This is a genomic window from Sphingobacterium sp. KH_072 (assembly GCF_057837975.1).
In genome coordinates, this window is sequence record NZ_CM174457.1 from 3075077 (window position 1) to 3097842 (window position 22766).

14 protein-coding genes are annotated in these 22766 nt (G+C 43.5%); 10 read left to right on the forward strand and 4 right to left on the reverse strand.

Features of this window, described 5'->3' with window-relative positions; all coding sequences use genetic code 11:
- Positions 1-103: 103 nt before the first annotated feature.
- The 3 genes from AC3IRT_RS13810 to AC3IRT_RS13820 form a co-directional block, all read right to left on the reverse strand.
- The gene (locus tag AC3IRT_RS13810) at positions 104-610 is read right to left on the reverse strand and encodes a GNAT family N-acetyltransferase (RefSeq protein WP_489393796.1); all 507 of its coding nucleotides are present in this window, start codon (positions 608-610) and stop codon (positions 104-106) included.
- 90 nt (positions 611-700) lie between these two features.
- The gene (locus AC3IRT_RS13815; RefSeq protein WP_489393797.1) at positions 701-1546 is read right to left on the reverse strand and encodes an alpha/beta hydrolase; all 846 of its coding nucleotides are present in this window, start codon (positions 1544-1546) and stop codon (positions 701-703) included.
- Positions 1536-2093 (reverse strand): hypothetical protein, encoded by a 558-nt coding sequence (locus AC3IRT_RS13820; RefSeq protein ID WP_489393798.1) that lies wholly within the window; start codon positions 2091-2093, stop codon positions 1536-1538. The genes AC3IRT_RS13815 and AC3IRT_RS13820 overlap by 11 nt, the downstream gene beginning before the upstream one ends.
- Positions 2094-2493: 400 nt before the next feature.
- Between AC3IRT_RS13820 and AC3IRT_RS13825 the strand changes: the two genes are divergently transcribed.
- From AC3IRT_RS13825 to AC3IRT_RS13870, 10 genes are all read left to right on the forward strand, one after another.
- On the forward strand, positions 2494-3090 hold the full coding sequence (locus AC3IRT_RS13825) for an RNA polymerase sigma factor (RefSeq protein WP_489393799.1): 597 nt from the start codon (positions 2494-2496) through the stop codon (positions 3088-3090).
- Positions 3091-3151: 61 nt separating this feature from the next.
- Positions 3152-4372: a FecR family protein gene (locus tag AC3IRT_RS13830; RefSeq protein ID WP_489393800.1), complete on the forward strand. Its 1221-nt coding sequence runs from the start codon at positions 3152-3154 to the stop codon at positions 4370-4372.
- Between the two features lie 140 nt (positions 4373-4512).
- Positions 4513-7890: a TonB-dependent receptor gene (locus AC3IRT_RS13835; protein ID WP_489393801.1), complete on the forward strand. Its 3378-nt coding sequence runs from the start codon at positions 4513-4515 to the stop codon at positions 7888-7890.
- Between the two features lie 6 nt (positions 7891-7896).
- Positions 7897-9573 carry a RagB/SusD family nutrient uptake outer membrane protein gene (locus AC3IRT_RS13840; RefSeq protein WP_489393802.1) on the forward strand — a complete coding sequence of 559 codons (1677 nt, stop codon included), beginning with the start codon at positions 7897-7899 and terminating at the stop codon, positions 9571-9573.
- Positions 9574-9652: 79 nt separating this feature from the next.
- Positions 9653-10468: an endonuclease/exonuclease/phosphatase family protein gene (locus tag AC3IRT_RS13845; RefSeq protein ID WP_489393803.1), complete on the forward strand. Its 816-nt coding sequence runs from the start codon at positions 9653-9655 to the stop codon at positions 10466-10468.
- 97 nt (positions 10469-10565) lie between these two features.
- A complete protein-coding gene (locus tag AC3IRT_RS13850; RefSeq protein WP_489393804.1) occupies positions 10566-11834 on the forward strand; it encodes a Gfo/Idh/MocA family oxidoreductase in 1269 nt (422 codons plus the stop codon).
- Between the two features lie 9 nt (positions 11835-11843).
- Positions 11844-15233: a DUF1080 domain-containing protein gene (locus AC3IRT_RS13855; protein WP_489393805.1), complete on the forward strand. Its 3390-nt coding sequence runs from the start codon at positions 11844-11846 to the stop codon at positions 15231-15233.
- Positions 15234-15615: 382 nt separating this feature from the next.
- A complete protein-coding gene (locus tag AC3IRT_RS13860) occupies positions 15616-16755 on the forward strand; it encodes an ROK family protein (protein WP_489393806.1) in 1140 nt (379 codons plus the stop codon).
- A 33-nt stretch (positions 16756-16788) separates the two neighbouring features.
- On the forward strand, positions 16789-19902 hold the full coding sequence (locus AC3IRT_RS13865; protein WP_489393807.1) for a SusC/RagA family TonB-linked outer membrane protein: 3114 nt from the start codon (positions 16789-16791) through the stop codon (positions 19900-19902).
- A gap of 19 nt (positions 19903-19921) precedes the next feature.
- Entirely contained in the window at positions 19922-21841 is a 1920-nt protein-coding gene (locus AC3IRT_RS13870) for a SusD/RagB family nutrient-binding outer membrane lipoprotein (RefSeq protein WP_489393808.1), read from the forward strand.
- Positions 21842-21905: 64 nt separating this feature from the next.
- Here AC3IRT_RS13870 and AC3IRT_RS13875 read toward each other — a convergent pair whose 3' ends face one another.
- Entirely contained in the window at positions 21906-22511 is a 606-nt protein-coding gene (locus AC3IRT_RS13875) for a DapH/DapD/GlmU-related protein (protein ID WP_489393809.1), read from the reverse strand.
- Between the last annotated feature and the right edge of the window lie 255 nt (positions 22512-22766).

The window sequence follows — 22766 nt, forward strand, 5'->3', positions numbered from 1 at the left end:
CATTTGCAGATCGTTGTTGATTAATTTTTAGATTGCTTCGTCGTACCTTCTCGCAAGGACGTTGATTTCATTGGGAAGTATGAGGCTGCGGCAATCTAAAACATTAACTTTCTAAACTCCCTTTCACTAACTTCATCTTTTCGGTAGGCAAACCATCTTCTACACCTACGAAGTAACTTTCAAAGCCGAACTTCTGCAAAATGCGTTTGGATGCAACGTTGGCTGGATCAATGATGCCAATAATATTCGATTCAGGTGCGACTTCGTCGGCTACTGCCAACATTTTCGCGCATAGCTGCGTGGCGAAGCCCTTGCCCCAAAAGGTTTCTTTTAAAATATATCCAACTTCTAGACAGCGATTATCTAGGGAGTATGGCTCCAGTTTACAATCGCCGATAAAAGTCCCTGCTTGATCATACGCTTTGAAATAACCTAATTGCTCGTGCTGCGTATTGATCTGCAACATACTATCAAATTTCGCTTTGGCTTCTTCTTCGCTCAATGCTTTTTCGGTGATGTATTGCATCACGGCATATTGGCTTACCATCTGGTAATAATCTGCAAAGTCACCGGCATCGTATTTTTTCAGAGAAATCAGTTGCTCCATCATGTCATTAAATAGTTGAAACTACTAATGTAACAGCTACGCGCTACACTTTAATAATCTTAATAACCTTATCCCTAAAAAAAACTAAAAAAATTATTCGGAACTCATGAACAGACCGATTCCTTGTAGAAAAGAAACCATAGCGACATCCATATGTCCTAAGCCGGCATACACTTGGGAATGAAAATTCTTTCCTGCTGCTTTAGGTTCAAATGTCTGTATCAACTCGTCGAAAGGCTTCAAGCCCCATTCCTCACCTTCCTGTCCGCCGATACTGGTGAAAATATTCTGATCTTCCAGATTAGCGACTTCTTCAAACTTCTTTTGCAGATAGAAATCATGATACCATAAGGATGGACTTGCGGCGATAAATCCAGAAAAATCTTGCCGTTGTAACATCGATTGCCTTAAAGAGCTGTACAAAGAGAAATACCCACCGAATGAATGACCAGCCAGTATCCGATTTGGATTGGTGATGCCCCCTTGCTCTAGCTTCGGAATGAGTTCCTGCGTGAAAAACTGATAAAATTTTTCTCCGCCACCAGGAGTAGAAATTTCATCTTGAGCTAATGCTTCGGGATAGAGATAATCACGATTACGCAGCGAATCCATCCGTTGGAACGATCCGTACCCAACGCCCACTAAAATCATGGGTGGCCAAATACCGACTTCCTCATATTGATGAATAATTGGTGCCAAAAGTGGAAAATAAAGGTCTGCATCTGTCAATATCACAACAGGATAATTGCGTAACGAGTCTTTGTCATATTCTTTTGGGTACTGAATATTGATCTCCAATGAATCTTTAACATGTTGCGAATAAATCTGCTCCGTATTACTAGAAAGGTCAGTTTCCTGCACTTCATTATTCTGATTACAAGCAAACAAACAGGTACATAGTAGCAGTACAGCAAAAAATAAGCGGTTATTAATCATCATGTTTAGATTTAATATATTTCATCAGTTCATAGCGTACGGTATCGGAAAGATCATTGGCCGAAGGCCGCTTTAAGCGAACAAATTCATGCAATTCTACACCCGAAAGCCCAGTCATGCTCTTCACCAATGTAGAATCAAAGTGCTGCTCGATGTAGCGCTCTTTGCTATCCCACATCACATCGGCGTTCTCTATTGATCTTTTCTTCTTAGTCAGTTTTCCAATGACCGACAAGAGATCAATTGATACTAGGCTAGATGTGCTGCTCGTCCTGTTGGGCAATAGAGGTTTACTCGATGTGGTGCGATCCATAAAAATACCTTTCCAGCTTGGTGATGGTTTTTGGGATAATCTTTTAAAATAATTATGTACTTGCAAACTATCAGTATGGAACAATGTGCGATTGATCTGAATTTCTTCCAATACAATGGTGTCTGTATTCTGCTGGATAGCTAAGCGAAGATTCGAAGCTTGTAGACCAGAAGTATCTTGCTCATGATAGATCAAAGAAATTAGGCTACTATCTGCACGCGCAGTTCTTTCTGACATATGGTCGATATGCCCAATCGTAGCAAACAAGATTATCAGAAAAGGATAACAACTCAGTAACGATTTCAATAGGTGGTCAATTTTTGAAGCAAGATAGGTGCACATCCTATTTATTAAAAGAATTTTAACGAACCTTAACATAGGTACAGCGGCAACTTATCTGGATAGACGTTCACTATTTTCCTAATGCTCATCTACAGGTGATGTTCGTGATTGACTATCGCTGTATTCTGTCATTATTCAGAAAAAATACCTAGATTTATGACAGTACTTAAAAAAACTAATAACCTTCCGGATAACGGAATTATGAACACATCAGGTCATTATTAATATAAACTTAACGCAATAGTGAATCTGTTGGCTTTAAGATAATGGTACTTTTGTGATGCCTGATCTACTCATGAAAGCGATACTAAAGCGACATCACACGCAGCAAAATCTGACGGCCATCTCCGAAGGCGATGAGTTAGCTTTTGCCCACTTTTACGAGGCTCATTTCGAACGATTGGCTACTGAAGTATTTCACATTTTAAAAGACAAAAGCCAGACCGAGGAAGTGTTGCAAGATGTATTTACGACCTTGTGGAACAAGCGAGAAAACATCCTATCTCTTACCAACGTAGAAGGCTACCTGTTTGTATTAGCGCGCAATGCGTCATTAAATGAATTGCGTCGTAATATACGACGCGCAAAATTCGAAATAGATTATGTGCAGCAGCAAGATCACTGGGCAGAAGAGGCAGATGAGCCGAGCCAAGAAGAGCGGTATTTGCCCTGGATAGATCTAGCTATTGAACAATTGCCAGCACAGCAAAAGAAAGCGTACATCCTCTGTCAATTCAAACGTAAGAAATACTTAGAAATCGCGACCGAAATGAATATATCTCGCGAATCCGTAAAAAAATATTTACAGCTTGCGCGCCTATCTATCAAGAGCTACCTTAACAAGCACCGCGATTCCATCGTCAGTCTTTTTTTTACTTTTCTTATTTTCTAATACCCCCTTTTTCCGAGTAGCGTTGTCCTCTAGGTGTACAGCATCAGCTTAACACCCAAACATGCCAAACGAGAAAAACGATTATATTTATTTAATACAGAAACAAATCTACGGAACGATTACCGAGAAAGAATTGATCCGCCTCGACCATCTTTCCGCCCATATTCCTACGTCGGAACAAGAAGCCTTGTTTGAACAGATCTGGAAGCAAACGATAGAAAAAGATAAACCCGTTACACAGCCCTTCTCTCCCACAGAATCAAAGCAAATATTTGGCAACGTCATCGCGGAAAATAGCAACAAAAATCAATATACCAACAAGAGAATAGCATCACGCAAAATACTAAGATGGATTTTCGCTGCAGCTGCGCTACTGTTAATAGGTTTTGGAGCAACATTCATATATTCTGCCTATCGTAATCATGAGCTGAGCCAGCAACCTATCGCGCAGGCGGATATCACGCTGGAAGACATCGAGCCCGGTCGCAATCGCGCCTTATTCTTGACAGAAGATGGAAAAGCCATACCATTAGATAGCAATCGTGTCGGCATGATTGAAATGGGAGAAACATTCTCTATCGTTCGTTTAGAAACAGGGGAAATTCAGTACACGCATGCTGAAAATGCACCAGTAGAACAGCATACGGTAAAAACACCTCGCGGTGGACAAATTAACTTTTTGTTGCCCGACGGAACCAAGGTGTGGTTGAATGCCGAATCGTCAATCAGCTTTGCTTCTAATATGGGCACTGGAGATCGCTTCGTCAAAATGACCGGCGAAGTGTATTTTGAAGTCACTAAATCAGCCAGCCGCCACTTTGTAGTAGCAGGTCAATTTGGAGAAATCGAAGTTTTAGGAACGAAGTTTAATGTGAATGCGTATGATGCGAAGCAGACAACAGCGGCTTTATTGAGTGGTGCGATCCGCTTGCAGACATCATCGGGCAGTGTGCACATGCAGCCTCATCAATTGACCACCATCGCGGCAAACGGCAGTATGCAAACGGTGCACAATCCCAACGTAAAGGATCTCGTACGATGGAAAGATGGCTATTTCCATTTTGACCGTGCGGATGTACAATTGATTGCCGATCAGCTGGCGCGCTGGTATGATATCGATGTGAAGATTGCAGGAAAACGGAAACATACAGAAATCAACGGTACCATATCACGGAACGTAAAACTTTCGCAAATGCTAGAAATGTTAGATTATCTGGGATTAAAAGCGACCTATAACAATAAAAACCTCACTGTGAATGTCAAAAAATCCCTAAGCCTATGAAATAAGAAAGTCAACAATGAAATCACTGGGGTACGCTTGAAAAAAGCCAGAAGATGCAGCAACACCTTCTGACAAAATGATCTGCTCCCAAAGCAACTGTACCAATCACCTATTTAACGAACAAAGATCAATTTAAAAGTATGCATTTTGATTTGAATGTACATGGAGGTCGTAAAAATATAATTTATCGATTCCTAGAAATTACAAAATATGTTGCGATAGCACTTTTGCTATCCATAACCCATGTGGGCGCTACGAGCTACGCACAGCATTTCACCCTGAAAGAACCAAGAACCAAATTAACCACGTTGTTAACCAAGGTTGAAAAGCAAATTTCACACCGCTTCGTATACGACAATTCCGAGATCGCAAATATTTATATTCCTGCGACTAACCTACAATCGGTAGCACTAATCGAGGGCTTGGATGTGCTCTTGCGTGAGCACAATTTGGATTACAAAATCTTTGATGATTACATCATGATTCGTCGCACACAAGGCGCCACAAAGCGCAGCGAGGCAGCAAAACAATACACCATTTCTGGTGTAGTACGCGACCAAGCTGCACAGCCGGTAGAGGGCGTAAATATTGCGATCAAAGGCCAACCGCTACAAAACACCAGTTCAGATAAAAATGGTCAATTTAGCCTAAGCGTAGCTCAGCCAGATATGACATTGGTTTTTAAGCATATCTCCTTTGTGACAAAAGAACAAGCCGCGGCAAACGCGGGCGAGATGAGCGTGATCTTGCAACCCGGAAATGATAATATCGATGAAGTCGTGGTTGTAGGCTATGGCACGCAGCGAAAAGCAAACCTAACGGGATCGGTTAGTTCTATCTCAGGCGAAGCACTAGAAAGCAGACCGATCGCCAATATCGGAACTGGTTTGCAGGGGCAAATGCCCGGCCTTACCGTTCGCAGTAATGGAAGTACGGCGCCAGGCAATCGCGCACCACAATTTCGTATTCGTGGCGTTGGTACTTGGGGAGATGCGAATCCTTTGATCGTGATCGATGGTATTCCGGGAGGCAATATCAATATTCTAAATCCGGATGATGTAGAAAGTATTTCGGTATTAAAAGATGCCGCTTCTTCTTCCATTTATGGAGTGCGCGGAGCGAATGGGGTCATTATTGTGACCACGAAAAAAGGTAAATCCGGGCAAACTAATATCAGCCTAAACAGCTACTTCGGCCAGCAAACTCCTACTGCTTTACCAAGTTTTCTAGGATCGGCAGATTACATGACTTTACAAAATGAAGCCAACATTAATGCCGGCACAAACCCGACCTACACCGAAGAACAAATTGCGATAGCACGTAATGGAAGCGATCCCAACTATTTTGCCAACACGAATTGGATCGATGAAGTATACCGCTCCAGTGCACCACAGCAAAATCACAATCTAAGTCTGAATGGCGGAAGTGACAATACACAGTTTTATGCTTCGTATGGCTATCTAAACGAAGGTGGATTAGTGGTTGGCGATAATTTTAAAGCTCATCGCCATAATGCACGCCTTCGCTTGAACACCCAAATCGGCGAAAGATTGAAAATTGATGGAAACTTGGGTTATATAGATCGCTCGAATGATGGCAGCGCCTCGGGAACAGGAGCGCTTTCTGCAGCCTTAGGAATTCGCCCATTAGTGCCCGTTCGGTTTACCAATAACAGTTGGGCATATCACGGCGGCCAGAGTAATCCAGTCGCTATTGCCACCGATGGCGGAACGAATAGTTTTACATCCCAAGAGATCACGGCGAATCTAGCTGCCACACTGAATATCGCAAAAGGTTTGGATTTAAAAGGTCAATATGGACTGGTGAAATATAATTCGAAGCGAACCACTTTACTGAAGACTATCAATTATTATAGTCCAGATGATGATCAGTTAATCTACCAAACTAATTTCCCTAACAGAGTTAGCATGGAGCATTATTCGGGCACCTACCAAACGTTTATTGGAACCGTCAATTACAATCGCACTTTCCAAGAAAAACACCACGTAACAGGCTTGTTAGGTTATTCTCTAGAAGAAAGTGTGGGAGCAGATTTTGGGGCATCACGTACGCATCTTCCAGTCGATCTACCATCATTGGCTTTGGGTACTGAAAATCAATTGAATGAAAGTTCCAGCAGTCAAAATGCTTTGATGTCTTTCTTTGGTCGAGTCAATTACGATTACGAAGGTCGCTATCTCCTGGAAGGAAATTTCCGTCGGGATGGTTCTTCCCGATTCCATCCAGATGTGCGTTGGAATTGGTTTGGCTCTTTCTCTGCGGGTTGGGTATTTACGGAAGAAGCTTTTTTCGAAAGCCTGCGCGACACCTGGAATTTCGGTAAGGTTCGATTTTCGTATGGAACACAGGGTAATGACCGCGTAGGTCGTGATCATCCATTTATGGCCATCCTTTCTTCTGCACAAGTCAATTCTAACAATCCAATTGGCAACGTTGGACGAGTAGGCTTCCGTCAGTCTTTCATCCCAAATCAGCTCGTATCATGGGAATCTTCGGGGAAAATGAATATCGGCGTTGACTTGGCTTTTCTGGGACAACGATTGACTGTAACAGGAGATTATTTTGTAAACAACACACGCGATTTATTGCTCAACACACCATTACCGGATGTGATTGGTGTGGGCTCGGGTTATCCTTCTCAGAATGCCGGCGCCATGCAAAACAAAGGTTGGGAAGTCGTCCTTGGTTGGCAAGATCACATCGGCGACTTTAGCTATCGTGCTAACTTTAATCTTTCGGACGTGAGAAATAAAATTACGCATTTAGATGATTATGCGGTAAATCTGGGTGATCGCGTTCGCTTAGTAGGTCATCCTTTGGATGCATATTATGGCTTTAAAGTAGATCGTATCGCACAAGAAAGTGATTTTAGCACAGTCGATGGTCGTCTTGTGCCTAACTTTCCGTTCCAACGTGGTGACCTCGTCGGTCCTGGTGATTTGATCTATGTTCCAACAGATCCAGATGCTACAGAAATTACCGTTGGAAATGATCGTCATGTATTAGGAAGTGATATTCCGCGATACACGTATGGATTCCGTGGCGATTTTGCGTATAAAAACTTCGATTTCAGTTTCTTTCTACAAGGTGTCGGTAAAGTAGATGGTTATTTAGCCGGCAATGCACGCCATGTATTTATCAACAATAGCGCTTTACCACAAGAGGTACATCTCGATCGTTGGACTCCAGACAACCCAGATGCTTCTTACCCACGCTTCGTGTATTTGCGCGACCACAATACCCGTATATCATCCAAATGGATAGAAGATGCTTCGTACCTACGTTTAAAAAATGTACAGATTGGCTATACCTTCTCGCCAGAGTGGATGGATCGCATTCGCGTCAGCAAATTACGCTTGTATGCTTCAGCGGATAACCTGCTTACAAAAACCGACTTTTTCTATGGTTATGATCCAGAAGTGCCAAGCGGCAATACCGGCGGATATTATCCGCAAGTAAAAACGTTTGTATTTGGTATCAATTTAAATTTAAGATAGAAGGCAATGACATTACAACATAAAAAATACCGCAAATTCCTATATACATTTTCGGCTATCAGCCTGATTGGCTTAGCCAGTTGCAGCGACTTCTTGGATCGCGTGCCGCAAGATGAAATCGTAAACGAAACCTACTGGAAAACACAGGAACATCTTGAAATGGCGGCTACCGCTATCTATTCTCGTGTAAAAGCCAAAAACTTCGTAGACATGGAAAACATGGGCGAAAATACCATGTGGCCAAGTAGTAATCAGTACAAGGATATTGGCTCTGGCGTATTCCCCGTAACCCAACCAACGGTGAACAGTGAATGGGCCAATATGTACCGCGATGTACGGGAATGCAATGCATTTTTGGAAAACTATGCAGGAGCAACAGAAAACCAAGTGGGTGCTAAAGAGCGACTAGCGGCTGAAGTACGCGTGATCCGTGCATTGGCTTACAGCTTTTTGACTTCGTTTTACGGCGATATTCCATTGCTCATCAAAACCTTGAATCCAGATGATCCGGAATTATACGATGACCGCACGCCACAATCGGAGGTGGTGGATTTTCTTTTGCAGGATCTGGATGCTGCGGCCGCAGCATTACCAAGTGCGATACCGACGGGAGAAAATCTGGGTCGGGTAAGCAAAGGAACAGCGTTGACCTTGAAATCGCGCATTGCGCTTACTTATGGCAGATATGATATTGCGGAGCAAGCCGCCAAGGCGGTGATGGATATGGGTGTGTACGAACTGTACAACACGGGCAATCCGGAAAAAAATTACTGGGAATTGTTTACTCGTGCCGGTAAATTGGCCGGAGGCCGAAACAAAGAAACCATTTTTGCTCGTATGCACCTCACCGATGTAATTATGCACAACCTCAGCCGAGAAATTCAAGTGCCAGATCAGTTTGCACGTTTTGTGCCCACACGTTCGTTGGTAGAATCTTACTTATGTGCTGATGGATTGCCGATTGATAAATCTCCGCTGTACAAGGATGACACCTATGCCGATGTATTTAAAAATAGAGATCCCCGCATGACGCAAACGATCTTGGTACCAGGTGATAAATGGGGTGGCCGCTTCGACGGCAGGCCAATCGCACAAAATCAAGATCCAACGGTCTTTCAAGTTCCCAAATTTAGCCAAGATGGGCGCGGATCGGTTACCACCACGGGTTATTACTACAAGAAATACGTGGAACCATCTGCCGTAGCGTTGGTGACTAGAGATGATAATGATATCCATCACATGCGCTACGCGGAGGTATTGCTTAACTATGCCGAAGCTCGGTTAGAACAAAATAAATTGACGCAAGCCGATTTGGACATATCAATTAATCTATTGCGCGACCGCGTTGGGATGACACACATGAACCTAAGTTTTATGGCGCAGCATAGCATGGATGTGCGTACAGAAATCCGCCGCGAACGCCGTGTCGAACTGGCATTAGAAGGCCACCGCTATTTTGATGTAAGACGTTGGCAGCAAGGAGAATTATTAGGCCGCGATATTGAAGGCGTGAAAGCCAGTTGGTTTCCGCAGTTGAGCGCGTCTACCTACAGAAAAAGCACCGATGGATATTTATTAGTGCAATGGACTCGTGCTTTTGAAAGTCCGAAAAATTATCTGTGGCCAGTGCCGCAGACGCAATTCGAACGTAACCCTAATTTGGGACAAAATCCAGGTTGGTAACGTTCCATTTTGTTAACTATAAAATACACGGCTGCGAGCAGCCGTGTATTTATGTACTCATCTCCAAAAAAAGACCGATATGCGCAAAATCAACTATCTCTTAGGGCTATGTCTTCTATTAATTTCTACAATTCACTGTGGAAAGGCACAACAGCAAATCAATAATTCACCAACGGGGGATTTGAAAATCATGTCGTACAATATTCACCATGCCAATCCACCGAGTAAGCCTGATGTAATCGACTTAAAAGCGATTATAGCAACGATTCGCCAAGAAAACCCCGATCTGGTGGCATTGCAAGAAGTGGATGTACGCACCAAACGAAGCGGACAAATTGACCAAGCGAAGTTGATCGCGGAAGCCTTAGGTATGCATTATTATTTTGCGAAAGCCATTGATTTTGATGGTGGCGAATACGGGCAAGCGATACTTTCTAAACGACCATTTACCAATCCGCAGATACACCGTTTATCATCCGTGGCAAGCTTCAAAGCCGAACCGAGAATTTTGGTTACGATTGATATCAACTTGGGTACTGATCTAACCATCACATTCTCTACGACGCATTTGGATGCGCAAAGAGATCCGCAAAACCGCAGCTTACAAGCAAAGGAATTAGCCGATATCGCGGCAAATAATAAACATCCGATGCTGATCGCTGGCGATCTGAACATGACTACAGATCAGGAACCTTTTGCATTACTAGGGGAAATACTTCGCCCAACCTGTACCGACTGTGACTTCACCATTCCAGTCATTAACCCCAATAAAACCATTGATTTTATCTTAACCAGAATTCAGGATTCTTGGAAAGTGGTATCACATCAAGTCGTGCAAGAGCACTATGCTTCCGACCACCTACCAGTCACAGCCGTGTTACGATGGATTCGGTAACATTTCATGATATTTTATCTATCTTAATACCTTCAATTAGTATAATCTACTTCTATACCAATAGTAAACGAACCCATGTTCGATAAATATCTAAAACATGACATCAAGTAAAATAATAAGACGCGATTTTATTAAGAAAGCGCTGGTTGGAGCAGCGGCATTTGCCATCGTACCAAGACATGTGCTGGGCGGAAATGGTTTTCTAGCGCCGAGCGATCACCTCACGAAAGGAGTTATTGGAGTAGGTTCGATGGGCCGCGGGCATTTTGAATATGCCGGCACCAAAACTGTTGCTATTTGTGACGTCGATACGCGGCATTTGGCACTAGCGCAAAAACAATTAAAAGATCGGGCGACGGAATACCGAGATTATCGAGATCTGATCCAAGATGCAAAAGTGGATATTGTGCATATCGCGACACCGCCTCACTGGCACGGTATCATGTCCGTAGATGCTGCTCGTGCAGGAAAAGATATTTGGTGCGAAAAACCGATGACGCGTACTATTGGCGAAGGAAAAAGAGTGAAAGAAGCCATCGCTCAACATGGCAATATGTTTCGCTTGAACACCTGGTTCAGATACGACCGCGATTTTTATGGTATGCAAGTGCCCGTCAAAAAGATCAAAAAACTGGTCGATACTGGCATGTTGGGCTGGCCACTAAAAGTGACGATCAGTAAGCATACAGGATTCGACTGGAAGTTTTACTGGGTGGGCAATGAAAATCTGCCCGAAGAACAAATTCCGACAGAATTAGATTATGATATGTGGCTAGGGCCAGCTCCTTACAAACCGTATAGCGCACATCGCGTGCATACCACGTTTCGTGGTTATTGGGATTATGATGGTGGCGGATTGGGCGACATGGGACAACATTATTTGGATCCTGTACAATATTTTTTAGGCAAAGATAAGGAGAGTCCTATCAAAATAGAAGTCGATGCGCCGCAACAGCATTATGATGCGGTAGGCACGTGGCGAAAAATCACTTACACGTACGCTGATGGTTGCCAAATCATATTAGATGGAGCGGGCTCAGAAGTAGGAAAACCGTACATCGAAGGGCCAGACGGAAAGCTATTCAAAGGTTTTGTTTCCGACATTCCAGACTTGGAACGGAAGCTGTCACAATATCCAGATCCTGCGCCGCAGATCGACGATTTCTTAGAGTCTTGTCGCTCAAGACAGAAGTTTGCGCTCAACGATGAAAATGGCTACTATTCGGCGACGCTCGTCAACCTTGGGTTGGCAGCTTTACGACTGAATCGCACCTTACATTATGATTCCGACAAGCAAGAGTTTGTAGGTGATCCAGGTGCCAATCGCCTGATTAATCAACCGATGCGTGGACCTTGGACTATTTAAAAGACTCTCATGAAAAGAATTACCTATATATTATCATTCCTGTTGCTGCACGCCGCCGCCTATGCGCAGCTGCCAACAGATCGTACGACGACCACTAAAATTGCAGATTTGCTCATGCAACAGCCTGCTGCAGAGCTAGACGCATTCTCTGCCGCGATGCAGGAGCTCGAACATTTTACAGCAGCTGAAATAGCGACGTTGGTAAAAGAAATTGAAAAGAAAAACACCGATATCACCCCGATCACCTACGCGCTCAACTCCTATGCTTATTACGTGATGCAGGATGGCAAGGAAAGCCAGCGTAAAATATACGTCGAAGGATTGGGCACTAGCCTTGGCCAATTGCAACAACAGGAGAAAAAATCCTTTGTACTGGAGTTGTTGAAAAAGATAGCAAATAATGAAAGTCTAGCGGTGGTATCTTCCTACCTATCGGACGATAATTTAGTGGATGATGCTACATTAGTTTTACATGCTATTGGCACTAGAGAAGCGGTGGAGGCATTGGCCAATGCCTTGCAGAGCGCGAAAAGCGAGAAACAGGCTGCCGCTATCATCACCGCTTTAGGTGATCTTAAAGCGAAACAGGCAGAAGCCAACATCCTTGCCAGCCTCGATCAGTATACTGACGCTACTTTTAGTCGCAACGCCTACATTGCACTCAGCAAGATCGCTGGCAGCGCATCCGAAAAACTATTTTTGGATAAGGCCGCAGAAGTCGGATATGCTTATGAGCCGACAAACGTGGCTTCGCTGAGCTTAGATTATGCGGCAAACCGACTAGCGGAAGGAGACAAAAAAGGGGCAGAAAAAATAATAAATACGGTCTTCCAACAAACGAACGTGACGAAATCGGCCGCGTTGAAAGGAAGAGCGCTGGCTTTATACGCTGCGATCAACTCAAGCAAAGCCAAGAAAGAAATATTTCTTGGAATCCAATCGCCTAACCCAACCTACCGTGGTATTGCACTGCAATTATTAGCGGAATATGGCACGAAAAAAGAAAGTCGTACCTTGATTGAAATGCTAAAAAACGCCTCGCCTGATGTGCAAGAAAGCCTATTCGATTACTTTGGTCAACAGGGCGACGCGCAATATGCCAAAGCCATTCAAAATAGCTTATCGAATAGCCAAGAAAGTCGCCCGAAGGTGGCCGCTCTGCATGCATTAGCACAATTGGATAATGCATCAGCCACGAATCGAATGATCCAAGAAATTCCGCAGGTAGATCAACAAGGCAAAGAGGCGATCAAAGATCTGCTTTTAAGCGCGCAAGATCCCACAACGGTGCAAGCAGTGCACAAAGCATTACCTGATGCAGATGCATCCACGCAGGTAATCTTGTTGCAATTTCTAGCTACTCGTTCGGATAAAGAATCTCTGCAGTCTGTACTACCGCTACTCGAATCTAGTGATTCGCTCGTGCGCAAAGCAGCATACAAAACGTTACCAGCTTTAGCTAGTGCAGACGATTTGGACACGCTTTTATCACTTTTAAACACCGTTTCTAAGCAAGATCTACCTCAGGTACAGCACGCACTAACTGTTTCCTTAAAAGCACGCTCCGATAAATCAGAGCGCGTCCAACAGCTCGCATCAAATATCTCTTTAGAAGATGTAGCACATGTCGCTTACCTATTTCCGGTATTTGCCAGCGTCGGTGATGAAAACGCTTTGCCGCTAGTACAACAAGCGCTTAACAACACTTCGAATCGCGAGATCGCCATAAAAACATTAGCGAACTGGTCTGAGCCAATTGCCCTACCGACCTTGATCACGCTTTCTCGTGCGGAGAAAGGTACATCGTTGGATGTGGTGTTGATTGGATTGGTGAAGCAAGTCAATCGTAGCGCGGCCAAGCCCGATCAGAAAACGCTGTATCTGAAAGATGCCTTTGCGCAAGCAGAAAGCGTTGCACAAAAGCGCATGATCCTACAAAATCTGCAGGCCACAGGAACTTTTCAAGCATTGGCCTTTGCCGGCCAATACCTGACTGATCCAGATTTAAAACGCGCTGCGACTGGCACAGTAATGAACATTGCACTGGATAACAGCGCATTTACCGGCAAAATAGTTAAAACAATGCTAACTCAGGCCATCGTGAATCTGGCTGGTGACGAAAGCGCTTATCTTTCTGCTGCCATTGAGCGTCATTTGGCAGAAATGCCTAACACAGAAAGTTATGTCTCTTTATTTAACGGCAAAGATTTGAGTGGTTGGAAAGGTTTAGTTGAAGACCCGATCAAGCGCCATGCGATGTCTACTCAGGAATTAGCCAAAAAGCAGGCAGCCGCTGATCAGGAGATGCGTGCCAACTGGAAGGCCGAAGATGGCATGCTAGTCTTTGGTGGAAAAGGTGATAACATCGCTACCGATAAACATTACGGTGATTTTGAACTATTGGTAGATTGGAAACTGGATCCGAAAGGTGAAGAACCAGATGCTGGGATTTATCTTCGCGGCACGCCGCAAGTTCAAATCTGGGATATCTCTCGCGTAAATGTCGGCGCACAAGTGGGCTCTGGTGGATTGTACAACAACAAAACGCACGCAAAAGATCCGTTGAAAGTAGCCGATAATCCGCTCGGAGAATGGAATACGTTTAAAATTAAGATGGTGGGCGATAAAGTTTGGGTGTGGTTAAACGGTGAGCAAGTGGTAGATAGTACCACATTAGAAAACTATTGGGATCGCAACCAACCGATCTTCCCGCTGGAACAGATCGAATTGCAAGCGCATGGTTCAAAAGTTTGGTATCGCGATATTTACCTGAAAGAGTTGCCACGTAAGGAAGTATATAAAGTAACTAGCGCTGAACAGCAGGAAGGTTTCGAAATGCTCTTTGATGGTACGCAACTCGAAAGTTGGACAGAATCTACGGCCTACGAAATCACACCAGAAGGTTACTTGCGCGCTAATCCAGATGCTAAGTTTGGCAAAAACTTGTACACCAAAGAAGAATTCGGCGATTTTGTATATCGGTTTGATTTCAAACTAACACCGGGTGCAAACAACGGTGTGGGCATCCGTACACCGCTAGAGGGTGACGCGGCTTATGTAGGCACTGAAATCCAGATCTTGGATAATGATGCCGATATCTACAAAAATCTAAAAGAACATCAATACCACGGTTCTGCTTACGGAATCATATCGGCAAAACGAGAAGGATTGAAACCGCTCGGCGAATGGAATACGCAGGAAATCTATGTAAAAGGTAATCATGTAAAGGTTACGCTGAATGGTATCGTGATACTAGATGGCGACCTGGCCGAGGCATCTAAAAACGGTACGCTAGATGGCAAAGATCATCCCGGATTGAAAAATAAGAAAGGACACCTTGGTTTCTTGGGCCATGGTTCGGAAGTATTTTTTCGAAACATCCGGATAAAGCGTTTATAGCATTTATCACATCGAATTGTAAAAAGGAGCATCAAAAGATGCTCCTTTTTTTGTTTAAAAGACCACAGATTCAGCAAAAAAATATTTAATTTCATTTAAATATCGTTTTATGGAGTAATTTTAATTAAAAAAACACCTCAATCGCAGCAATAATCAACTAATTTACTATTATTTTTAATGATTCACCACCAAAACACTAGTAATCATTAGCTAAAATCAAATACTATATAAATTTCCCACGCATGAAGTCATAAACTTTTTAAATATTTTCAACACCCTTATTGATTTGCGAGATTTATCAATAGATTTGTTACAACCGTTATTAATAAATAGTCTTTAACGCTAAGACAATATGCCCGTGAGTCAGACCAAAATATCTATTATGAAGGCTCTATGCTTTCAACGCTTACAATCGGTGAGCGAAATCGCCTCGACCATAGATCGGAGTATTCCTAGCACCACCAAAATACTGCAAGAATTAGCTACTGAAGGCATCATAAACACTGTAGGCTTAGCTCCTTCGACTGGCGGCAGACGGGCATTACAATATCAACTGACAATCAATGATCTTCCTTTAATTCTATCGGTAGCCGTCGATCAATATTATAGCAGCGTGGCACTTTTGAATTTTGACCACAGCTATTTTGGCTCAGTCATGACGATCAAAAATACCTTGAGTGATGCTGATGCATACACAAACCTCGTTGCATTAATAACCGATGTAAAAGCAAGCGCTGGAACGCGGAAAATATTCGCAATAGGACTAACTGCACCGGGCTTTGTTAATGCTGAATACGGTATTAACGCATCTTATCCCGCAGACAATCCATTTCATAATATTAAGAATCTTCTGGAGAATACGTTCGGAATACAAACCTTACTAGAGAATGATTCTGCTGCTATTGCCATCGCAGAAAAACGATTTGGTCGGCAGCGAGCATCAAAAGATATGCTCGTAGTCAATCTGAATTGGGGCATCGGCTTAGGGATGATTATCGACGGTAAACTCTTTCGCGGACATAGTGGCTTCGCCGGCGAATTCAGTCATATTCCACTTTCTGACAAAGGCACATTGTGCTCTTGTGGAAAACGCGGCTGTCTGGAAGTAGACGCATCGCTTTTGTCGGCAGTTAGCTATGCGCATGATCGATTGAAACAGGGTGAGCCATCGCTGCTCGCCGAAGAATATGCACAGAACGGACGTATAACAGGCGAATGCATTATCGACGCGGCCAAAAAGGGCGATCAATTGGCGCTGTCGGCTGTCGATCACATCGCTTACGCAATTGGTAAAGGGTTGGCCACGTTGATTCACATCATCAATCCAGAACATATCATTTTGAGTGGTCGTGGAGCACGATTAGGAGATATCCTGCCGGGCACGATCCAGACTTCTTTGCGTAAGTATACTATTGAAAGACTACGGATGCAGACACAATTTTCGATGTCGGAGATTGAATACCCGCAACTATTAGGTGGGGCATGCTTAGCGATTGAGAACGCAGATTATCAGCGGTTATAATAAGAGAACTTAACTACACCAAATAATTACAACATGAGCAAATTTTACATCACCTGTTGCACTATGCTGCTCGTTATGCTATGTAGCATATCGGCCGCTTTTGCACAGCAAACTGTTACTGGGAGGGTAACAGATGCAAATGGACCAATCGCTGGCGTTACAGTTAGTGTTACTGAGACAAGTCGGCAAACTCAAACAGATGCCAATGGTAGCTACAGCATTCAAGCCGCCAACGGCTCTGTACTTCGGTTTTCAAGGTTAGGCTACTCGGCACGCGAAGTCATGGCTACATCAAACACCCAAGATGTATTACTAAGCGAAGGTACCGGCGACATTGGGGAAGTCGTTGTTACTGCTTTAGGTATTAAGCGTGAACGCAAGTCCTTGGCTTATGCCGTACAAGAAATTAAAGGATCTGAATTGTTGGAAACACGGGAAGCCAACTTAGCCAATGCCTTGTCTGGTAAGGTCGCTGGCCTGCAAGTAGCTCGCTCTAGTAATGGCGCCGGAGGTTCTGCTAAAATTGTTCTTCGTGGATTTAGTTCTGTTACTGGAGACAATCAGCCGCTGATTGTGGTGGATGGTATTCCAATGAACAACTTTACAGGAACGACAGAAAATGGTTATTTCGGCGCAGGCTTAGATCGAGGTAATGGTCTGGGCGATATTAGTTCAGATGATATTGAAACCATGACGGTTCTAAAAGGAGCATCTGCCGCAGCACTTTATGGTACGCGCGCAGGAAACGGGGTTATCTTAATTACGACCAAATCAGGTCGTTCTAAAGCAGGATTGGGCATTACCGCATCTTCCAATATGGGCGTCGAAACGATCTTCATGCAACCAAAGTTCCAAAATTCATTCGCACAAGGTGATGCAGGAGCATTCGACCCGACGAGCCCATCAAGCTGGGGACCACGCATTGAGGGCCAGACGGTGACCAAATGGAACGGGCAAGAAGAAACACTCTCTGCTCGCGACAATTTGAATGCGTACCTACAAAATGGAACGACCCAAAATCACAATGTGGCTTTTCAGCAGCAGTATGGTAATACCAGTGTGTACACGGCTATCAATCGCCTAGACAATCGTAGCATTCTGCCTACAAACCGGTTTACACGCACCAACTTGACGACTCGAATGGGCAGTAAATTTGGCGCAGATGAACGATGGTCTACAGATGTAAAAGTGCAATACAGTAATACAAAAGGTGTCAACCGTCCGATAAACGGGCGCGATTGGAGCAGTATCTATGCATTACAAATGCTTCCAAGAACGTTAAATATTTTGGATTTCCAAGACAATGTCAATGAGTTTGGCGAGATGATTTGGTACCGAGGTGGTGCAGCTACCTTCAACCCATATTGGAGACTGGATAACGACCGTAACGAAGATCAGCGTGACCGCTTTCTATTGAATGGATCATTGGGTTATCAATTTACTGATTGGTTGAAAGGAGAGTTCAAAGCGGGTGCAGATATGTACACCAATAATTTGGAAAGCCGCGTACGCGCCGGAGGACCTTCCTCGCGAAATGGTAGTTTTAGTACTGGGAAAGACACTTTTCGCGAGACCAACTATCAAGGTTTATTAATTGCCCAAAAAGATAACATTTTTGGCAAATTCGGCGGCAGCGCTACCTTTGGAGGTAACTTAATGCATCAAACATCTAACGGTTTGAATGTCAATGTGGGTCAATTACAAATTCCGAACTTGTTTACGCCAGGTAACTCTGTTGGGGCAGCTACCGTTCTGCCATTTAACTCCGAACGTAAGATCAACTCCGTATTCGGTGCTATGAGTGTGAATTATGATGCATTTATCTTCTTAGAGGCCACATTGCGGAATGATTGGACATCTACCTTGAGCAGAGCAAATAGATCATTTTCTTACCCATCATTTAACTTATCCTACGTACTTAGCGAACATATTGAAAAAGCTGGAGGCAATCTGCCATCTTGGCTCAATTTTACGAAGCTTCGCGCTTCGTATGCCGATGCAGGTAATGATATGCAACCATACCAATTGTACAATGTTTACTCGATTGGTGGCGATCCTAATGGGAATGTAACAGCAAACACGGGTGTCACTGCTTTCGATGCTACCGTACGTAGTGAGCTAATCCGTAACATTGAGTTTGGAGCAGAAGCGCGTTTGTTCAACAACAAACTGACGTTAGACTTTAGCTGGTACAAATCAAATGCCTTTAACCAGCTCATGAATTTGGACCTAGATCCAGCCAGTGGTTTTGCCAATAGAAAGATCAACGGTGGAGATATTCAAAATAAGGGCTGGGAATTGATGGCGAATGCGAATATCATAGATCGAGAAAGCTCATTCCGCTGGGATGCTACTTTTAACTTGAGCCGCAATGTAAACTCCGTAAACGATATTGCTGCTCAATTAGATGTAAACACCTACCCTATTGGTGGGTTCGATGATTTAGCTTTTATCGCGAGAACTGGTGGGAAATATGGGGAAATATGGGGACATCGTATCAACCGCGTAAACGATCCTGGAAATCCTAATCATGGTCAATTGTTGCTCAATGCACAAGGACTTCCAACCAGATCAGCAACTCCTGAATATTTGGGAGAACAACAGGCAAATGAAATGGCTAGCGTGATTAATAACTTCTCCTACAAAAACTTTGGCTTGTCGTTCCAAGTGGATGCTCGTTTTGGTGGATTAATGTATGTGGGCACACATCGTGGTATGCAAAGTGTGGGTACGGCAGAAATCACAGCACCAGGTGGAATGCGAGAGAGCTTTGTCGTAGATGGTGTCATAGGCTCTAATGGCAATTATACCAAAAATGATATTGCTGTTACGCCACAACAATATTATGCAGCGGTAGCTACTGCCAATAATCTGGGTATCAATGAAGAGTATCTTCGTGATGCTACCAACATCCGCTTACGTAACATACAAGTAAACTACAACTTCCCACGAAAAATGTTGGGTAGCTCCGTATTTCAAAGCGCGCGTGTGTTTGCTTCCTGCAATAATGTATGGATGATTCACAGCAAGATGGATGGTATCGATCCGGAATCTACCTTTGCGACCGGCTCCAATGCCATTGGATTTGAAAATGGTGCACCTCCAACAATGCGTTCATTCATTTTCGGTTTTTCACTAGGGTTTTAACGATTAAATAGATATTGATATGAAAATTACTATAAAAAAGGGGATGATGAGTATGCTCGCTTCACTAGCATTACTATCCTCTTGTAAAGATTTCGAGGAATTAAATATTGATCCTAACGGTGCGAATGACCAGCAGGTGCAGATAGAATATTTTATTAATGGCTCTATTGTCGGTGCCCAGCAAGATCCGCACATTGCCGAGCGTGTGTTTGTTTTGTATTGGAAAACGGCTGGCCGCCAGCAATTTGGTGGTGGCATTGTGAATGGTGCCCACAACGACGGCTGGTCTGCCGATTACTACGGAAGAAGTTATATGTCTGGCTGGTTAGCCGGCATTTATTCAGCCGTAGATTTGGCCAATCAACGCATAGCAGCAGGCACTCAAGTGCCACATACCAACAATATGTTGCAAGTGGCCAGAATCTGGCGTGCTTATCTATTAAGTGAACTTAGCGACACCTTTGGTCCAGTTCCGCTAGATGGTTGGCAAGGTGAAAATCCTAGCTACTCTAGCGTACAAGAGGTGTATACCTACTTACTAACCGAACTACGTGAAGCAAGCGAATCCTTAGATCTTTCCATTACGGTACCTTCTGATACTCGTCGTTTTGATCCGGCTTACGGCTTCGACTTTGCCAAATGGCAAAAATACGCTAACTCCATGCGCATGCGCTTAGCGATGCGCATGTCGGAGGTCGATGCAGCCAAAGCGAGAAGCGAATTTGAAGCTGCGGCATCTCAACCGTACATCACGGCAGCCGATGATATGTTTGACGTAGCAGAGTTAGGCACCGCCTACAGTTCATTGGCCGGTGTGATGACCCGTACTTGGAATCCATTTCAACTCAGTTCTACTTTGAATAATTTGTACATTGGACTAGGCGGTATTACGACGGCTACTTCATTGGGAGCATCATACAGCACGTACATCAAACCAGAAAATTATATAGGCATACATTATCCAAATCACTTTGCTACTGCTACGAATGATCCTTCCGCCGGATATTGGTTGGATGGTTTACCAGCGGTGATCGATCCACGTGCTTATGCGAGCTTTGCAATTCCGGGGGATTTCAATAATGCGCAGTTCAATTTCAACCCTGATCAGGCTACCGCTCGTGCGACGACGCGTAATTTGCTAAATACAGATGGAACGAGCACGTACCGCGCCATCAATGCTTCATTTACTTGGAATGCTTTTGCGCCGGGCGATTGGGCAGCTAAAGGTGCTCGCAATCAAGTCAGATCATGGGCTGGAGCTATGCCTCGCTTGGTGAATAAATTTAGAGATGGTACTAATAGTCGTGTGTTCTTTGCCAACTGGGAATCAAATTTCTTAATCGCAGAAGCGGCCGTGCGTGGCTGGGCTGTACCGATGTCGGCACAGGCAGCGTATGAAGCCGGTGTAACTGCCAATTTCGCTTATTGGAATCTTTCAGCACATGCAGCGGCGTATCTAGCCAGCACGGGATACAATCGTGTCGGAACATCAGTTAGCTGGACACACAACGTAGAGCCGGGCAGTACGCATCCTATGCAGTTTGTGGATGGTGAAACGGGTACGGCAGGAACCGTGCAGATTCGCTATCCATCCAATGGTTTGTACCGTGATGGTGCGATACGAAATGATCAATTAACGAAAATCATCACACAAAAATTCATTGCGCAAAATCCTTACTTGCCACTGGAAACTTGGAGTGACCACCGTCGTCTTGGCCTACCATTCTTCGAGAACCCTGCTGTAGAGCAACCGATCGTGACTATGCCAGATTTAAATGCAAATAATTTTATGACTAGCAGCATAAAGTTCTTTCCACAGCGTGTGAATTATCCATCAACCTTCCGTAATACCAACGATGCAGGATACACACAGGCAGTAAGTGCACTTGGTGGACCAGATGCCGTGCTAACCCCACTTTGGTGGGCAAAGCAACAATAATTGAAATAACTAAAGGCCATCTTTTTCAGATGGCCTTTTTTCATAATTGTATTTTTACTGACCGCTATTTCACCTGCTCTACTAATTCAAGCCGTTTTACAACACTATTTGGTTCTAAAATCGTTCCCGGCGACAAGACGGCATTGGCTCCAATTCTAGAATGATCACCCACCAAAGAGCCAAATTTTTCAGTGTTAGTGTCGACAATCTGATTTTTATGCTTGACCATAATTCGCTTGTCCTTTCTTTCATTATAATGATTGGCGCATAATGATCCCGCTTCAAAATTCACCTGTCGCCCAAGTATGCTATTGCCAATAAAATTGAAGTGAGCTATTGTCGAATGATCGAATATAATTGATTGTTTTATTTCAGAACTGGGCCCAATCGTTACGGAATTACTTAAAAAAATCGGTCCTCGTAAATAAGCGTGCGCACCGATAAAACAGTTTTCAGATATGATAATTGTGCCTTTAAGTGTAACGCCCTGTTCAATAGTTGCTGTCTTATGTATGGCCATATTATTCGCTATCACATAATCATTTCCTAAGTTGGCTATATGCAGTAATAATATACTTTCTAAAGTATCGATCAATTCCCAAGGTTGAAAAATGTTATTATGCAATAGCATGAGATTGGGGCTACCTATATATTGTTTTATATCGATCATAATGCGCAAATTTTAATGAGTATGCGATATGGTAAAGAACGTCATTAATATTTGTTTAAGGAGATTTTAAGAACAGTTATTTTCTATAAAAAGCAAACAATCAAGTTATAATTTTATCTTAATTATTAAAATTAAACACCTGCATTTTGCAGACAAAATCATGTAATCAATTTTTAACCCAATCCAACACAATATTAACACTAAACCCTTATTACCAACCTAATACACCCGTAATATTTAACTCAAAACGAGTTA

What these genes read in the sequence shown, in the direction of transcription:
- AC3IRT_RS13810 (WP_489393796.1), bottom strand. Translation starts at nt 610, where the DNA reads ATGATGGAGCAACTGATTTCTCTGAAAAAATACGATGCCGGTGACTTT.
- AC3IRT_RS13815 (WP_489393797.1), bottom strand. Translation starts at nt 1,546, where the DNA reads ATGATGATTAATAACCGCTTATTTTTTGCTGTACTGCTACTATGTACC.
- AC3IRT_RS13820 (WP_489393798.1), bottom strand. Translation starts at nt 2,093, where the DNA reads ATGTCAGAAAGAACTGCGCGTGCAGATAGTAGCCTAATTTCTTTGATC.
- AC3IRT_RS13825 (WP_489393799.1), top strand. Translation starts at nt 2,494, where the DNA reads ATGAAAGCGATACTAAAGCGACATCACACGCAGCAAAATCTGACGGCC.
- AC3IRT_RS13830 (WP_489393800.1), top strand. Translation starts at nt 3,152, where the DNA reads ATGCCAAACGAGAAAAACGATTATATTTATTTAATACAGAAACAAATC.
- AC3IRT_RS13835 (WP_489393801.1), top strand. Translation starts at nt 4,513, where the DNA reads ATGCATTTTGATTTGAATGTACATGGAGGTCGTAAAAATATAATTTAT.
- AC3IRT_RS13840 (WP_489393802.1), top strand. Translation starts at nt 7,897, where the DNA reads ATGACATTACAACATAAAAAATACCGCAAATTCCTATATACATTTTCG.
- AC3IRT_RS13845 (WP_489393803.1), top strand. Translation starts at nt 9,653, where the DNA reads ATGCGCAAAATCAACTATCTCTTAGGGCTATGTCTTCTATTAATTTCT.
- AC3IRT_RS13850 (WP_489393804.1), top strand. Translation starts at nt 10,566, where the DNA reads ATGACATCAAGTAAAATAATAAGACGCGATTTTATTAAGAAAGCGCTG.
- AC3IRT_RS13855 (WP_489393805.1), top strand. Translation starts at nt 11,844, where the DNA reads ATGAAAAGAATTACCTATATATTATCATTCCTGTTGCTGCACGCCGCC.
- AC3IRT_RS13860 (WP_489393806.1), top strand. Translation starts at nt 15,616, where the DNA reads ATGAAGGCTCTATGCTTTCAACGCTTACAATCGGTGAGCGAAATCGCC.
- AC3IRT_RS13865 (WP_489393807.1), top strand. Translation starts at nt 16,789, where the DNA reads ATGAGCAAATTTTACATCACCTGTTGCACTATGCTGCTCGTTATGCTA.
- AC3IRT_RS13870 (WP_489393808.1), top strand. Translation starts at nt 19,922, where the DNA reads ATGAAAATTACTATAAAAAAGGGGATGATGAGTATGCTCGCTTCACTA.
- AC3IRT_RS13875 (WP_489393809.1), bottom strand. Translation starts at nt 22,511, where the DNA reads ATGATCGATATAAAACAATATATAGGTAGCCCCAATCTCATGCTATTG.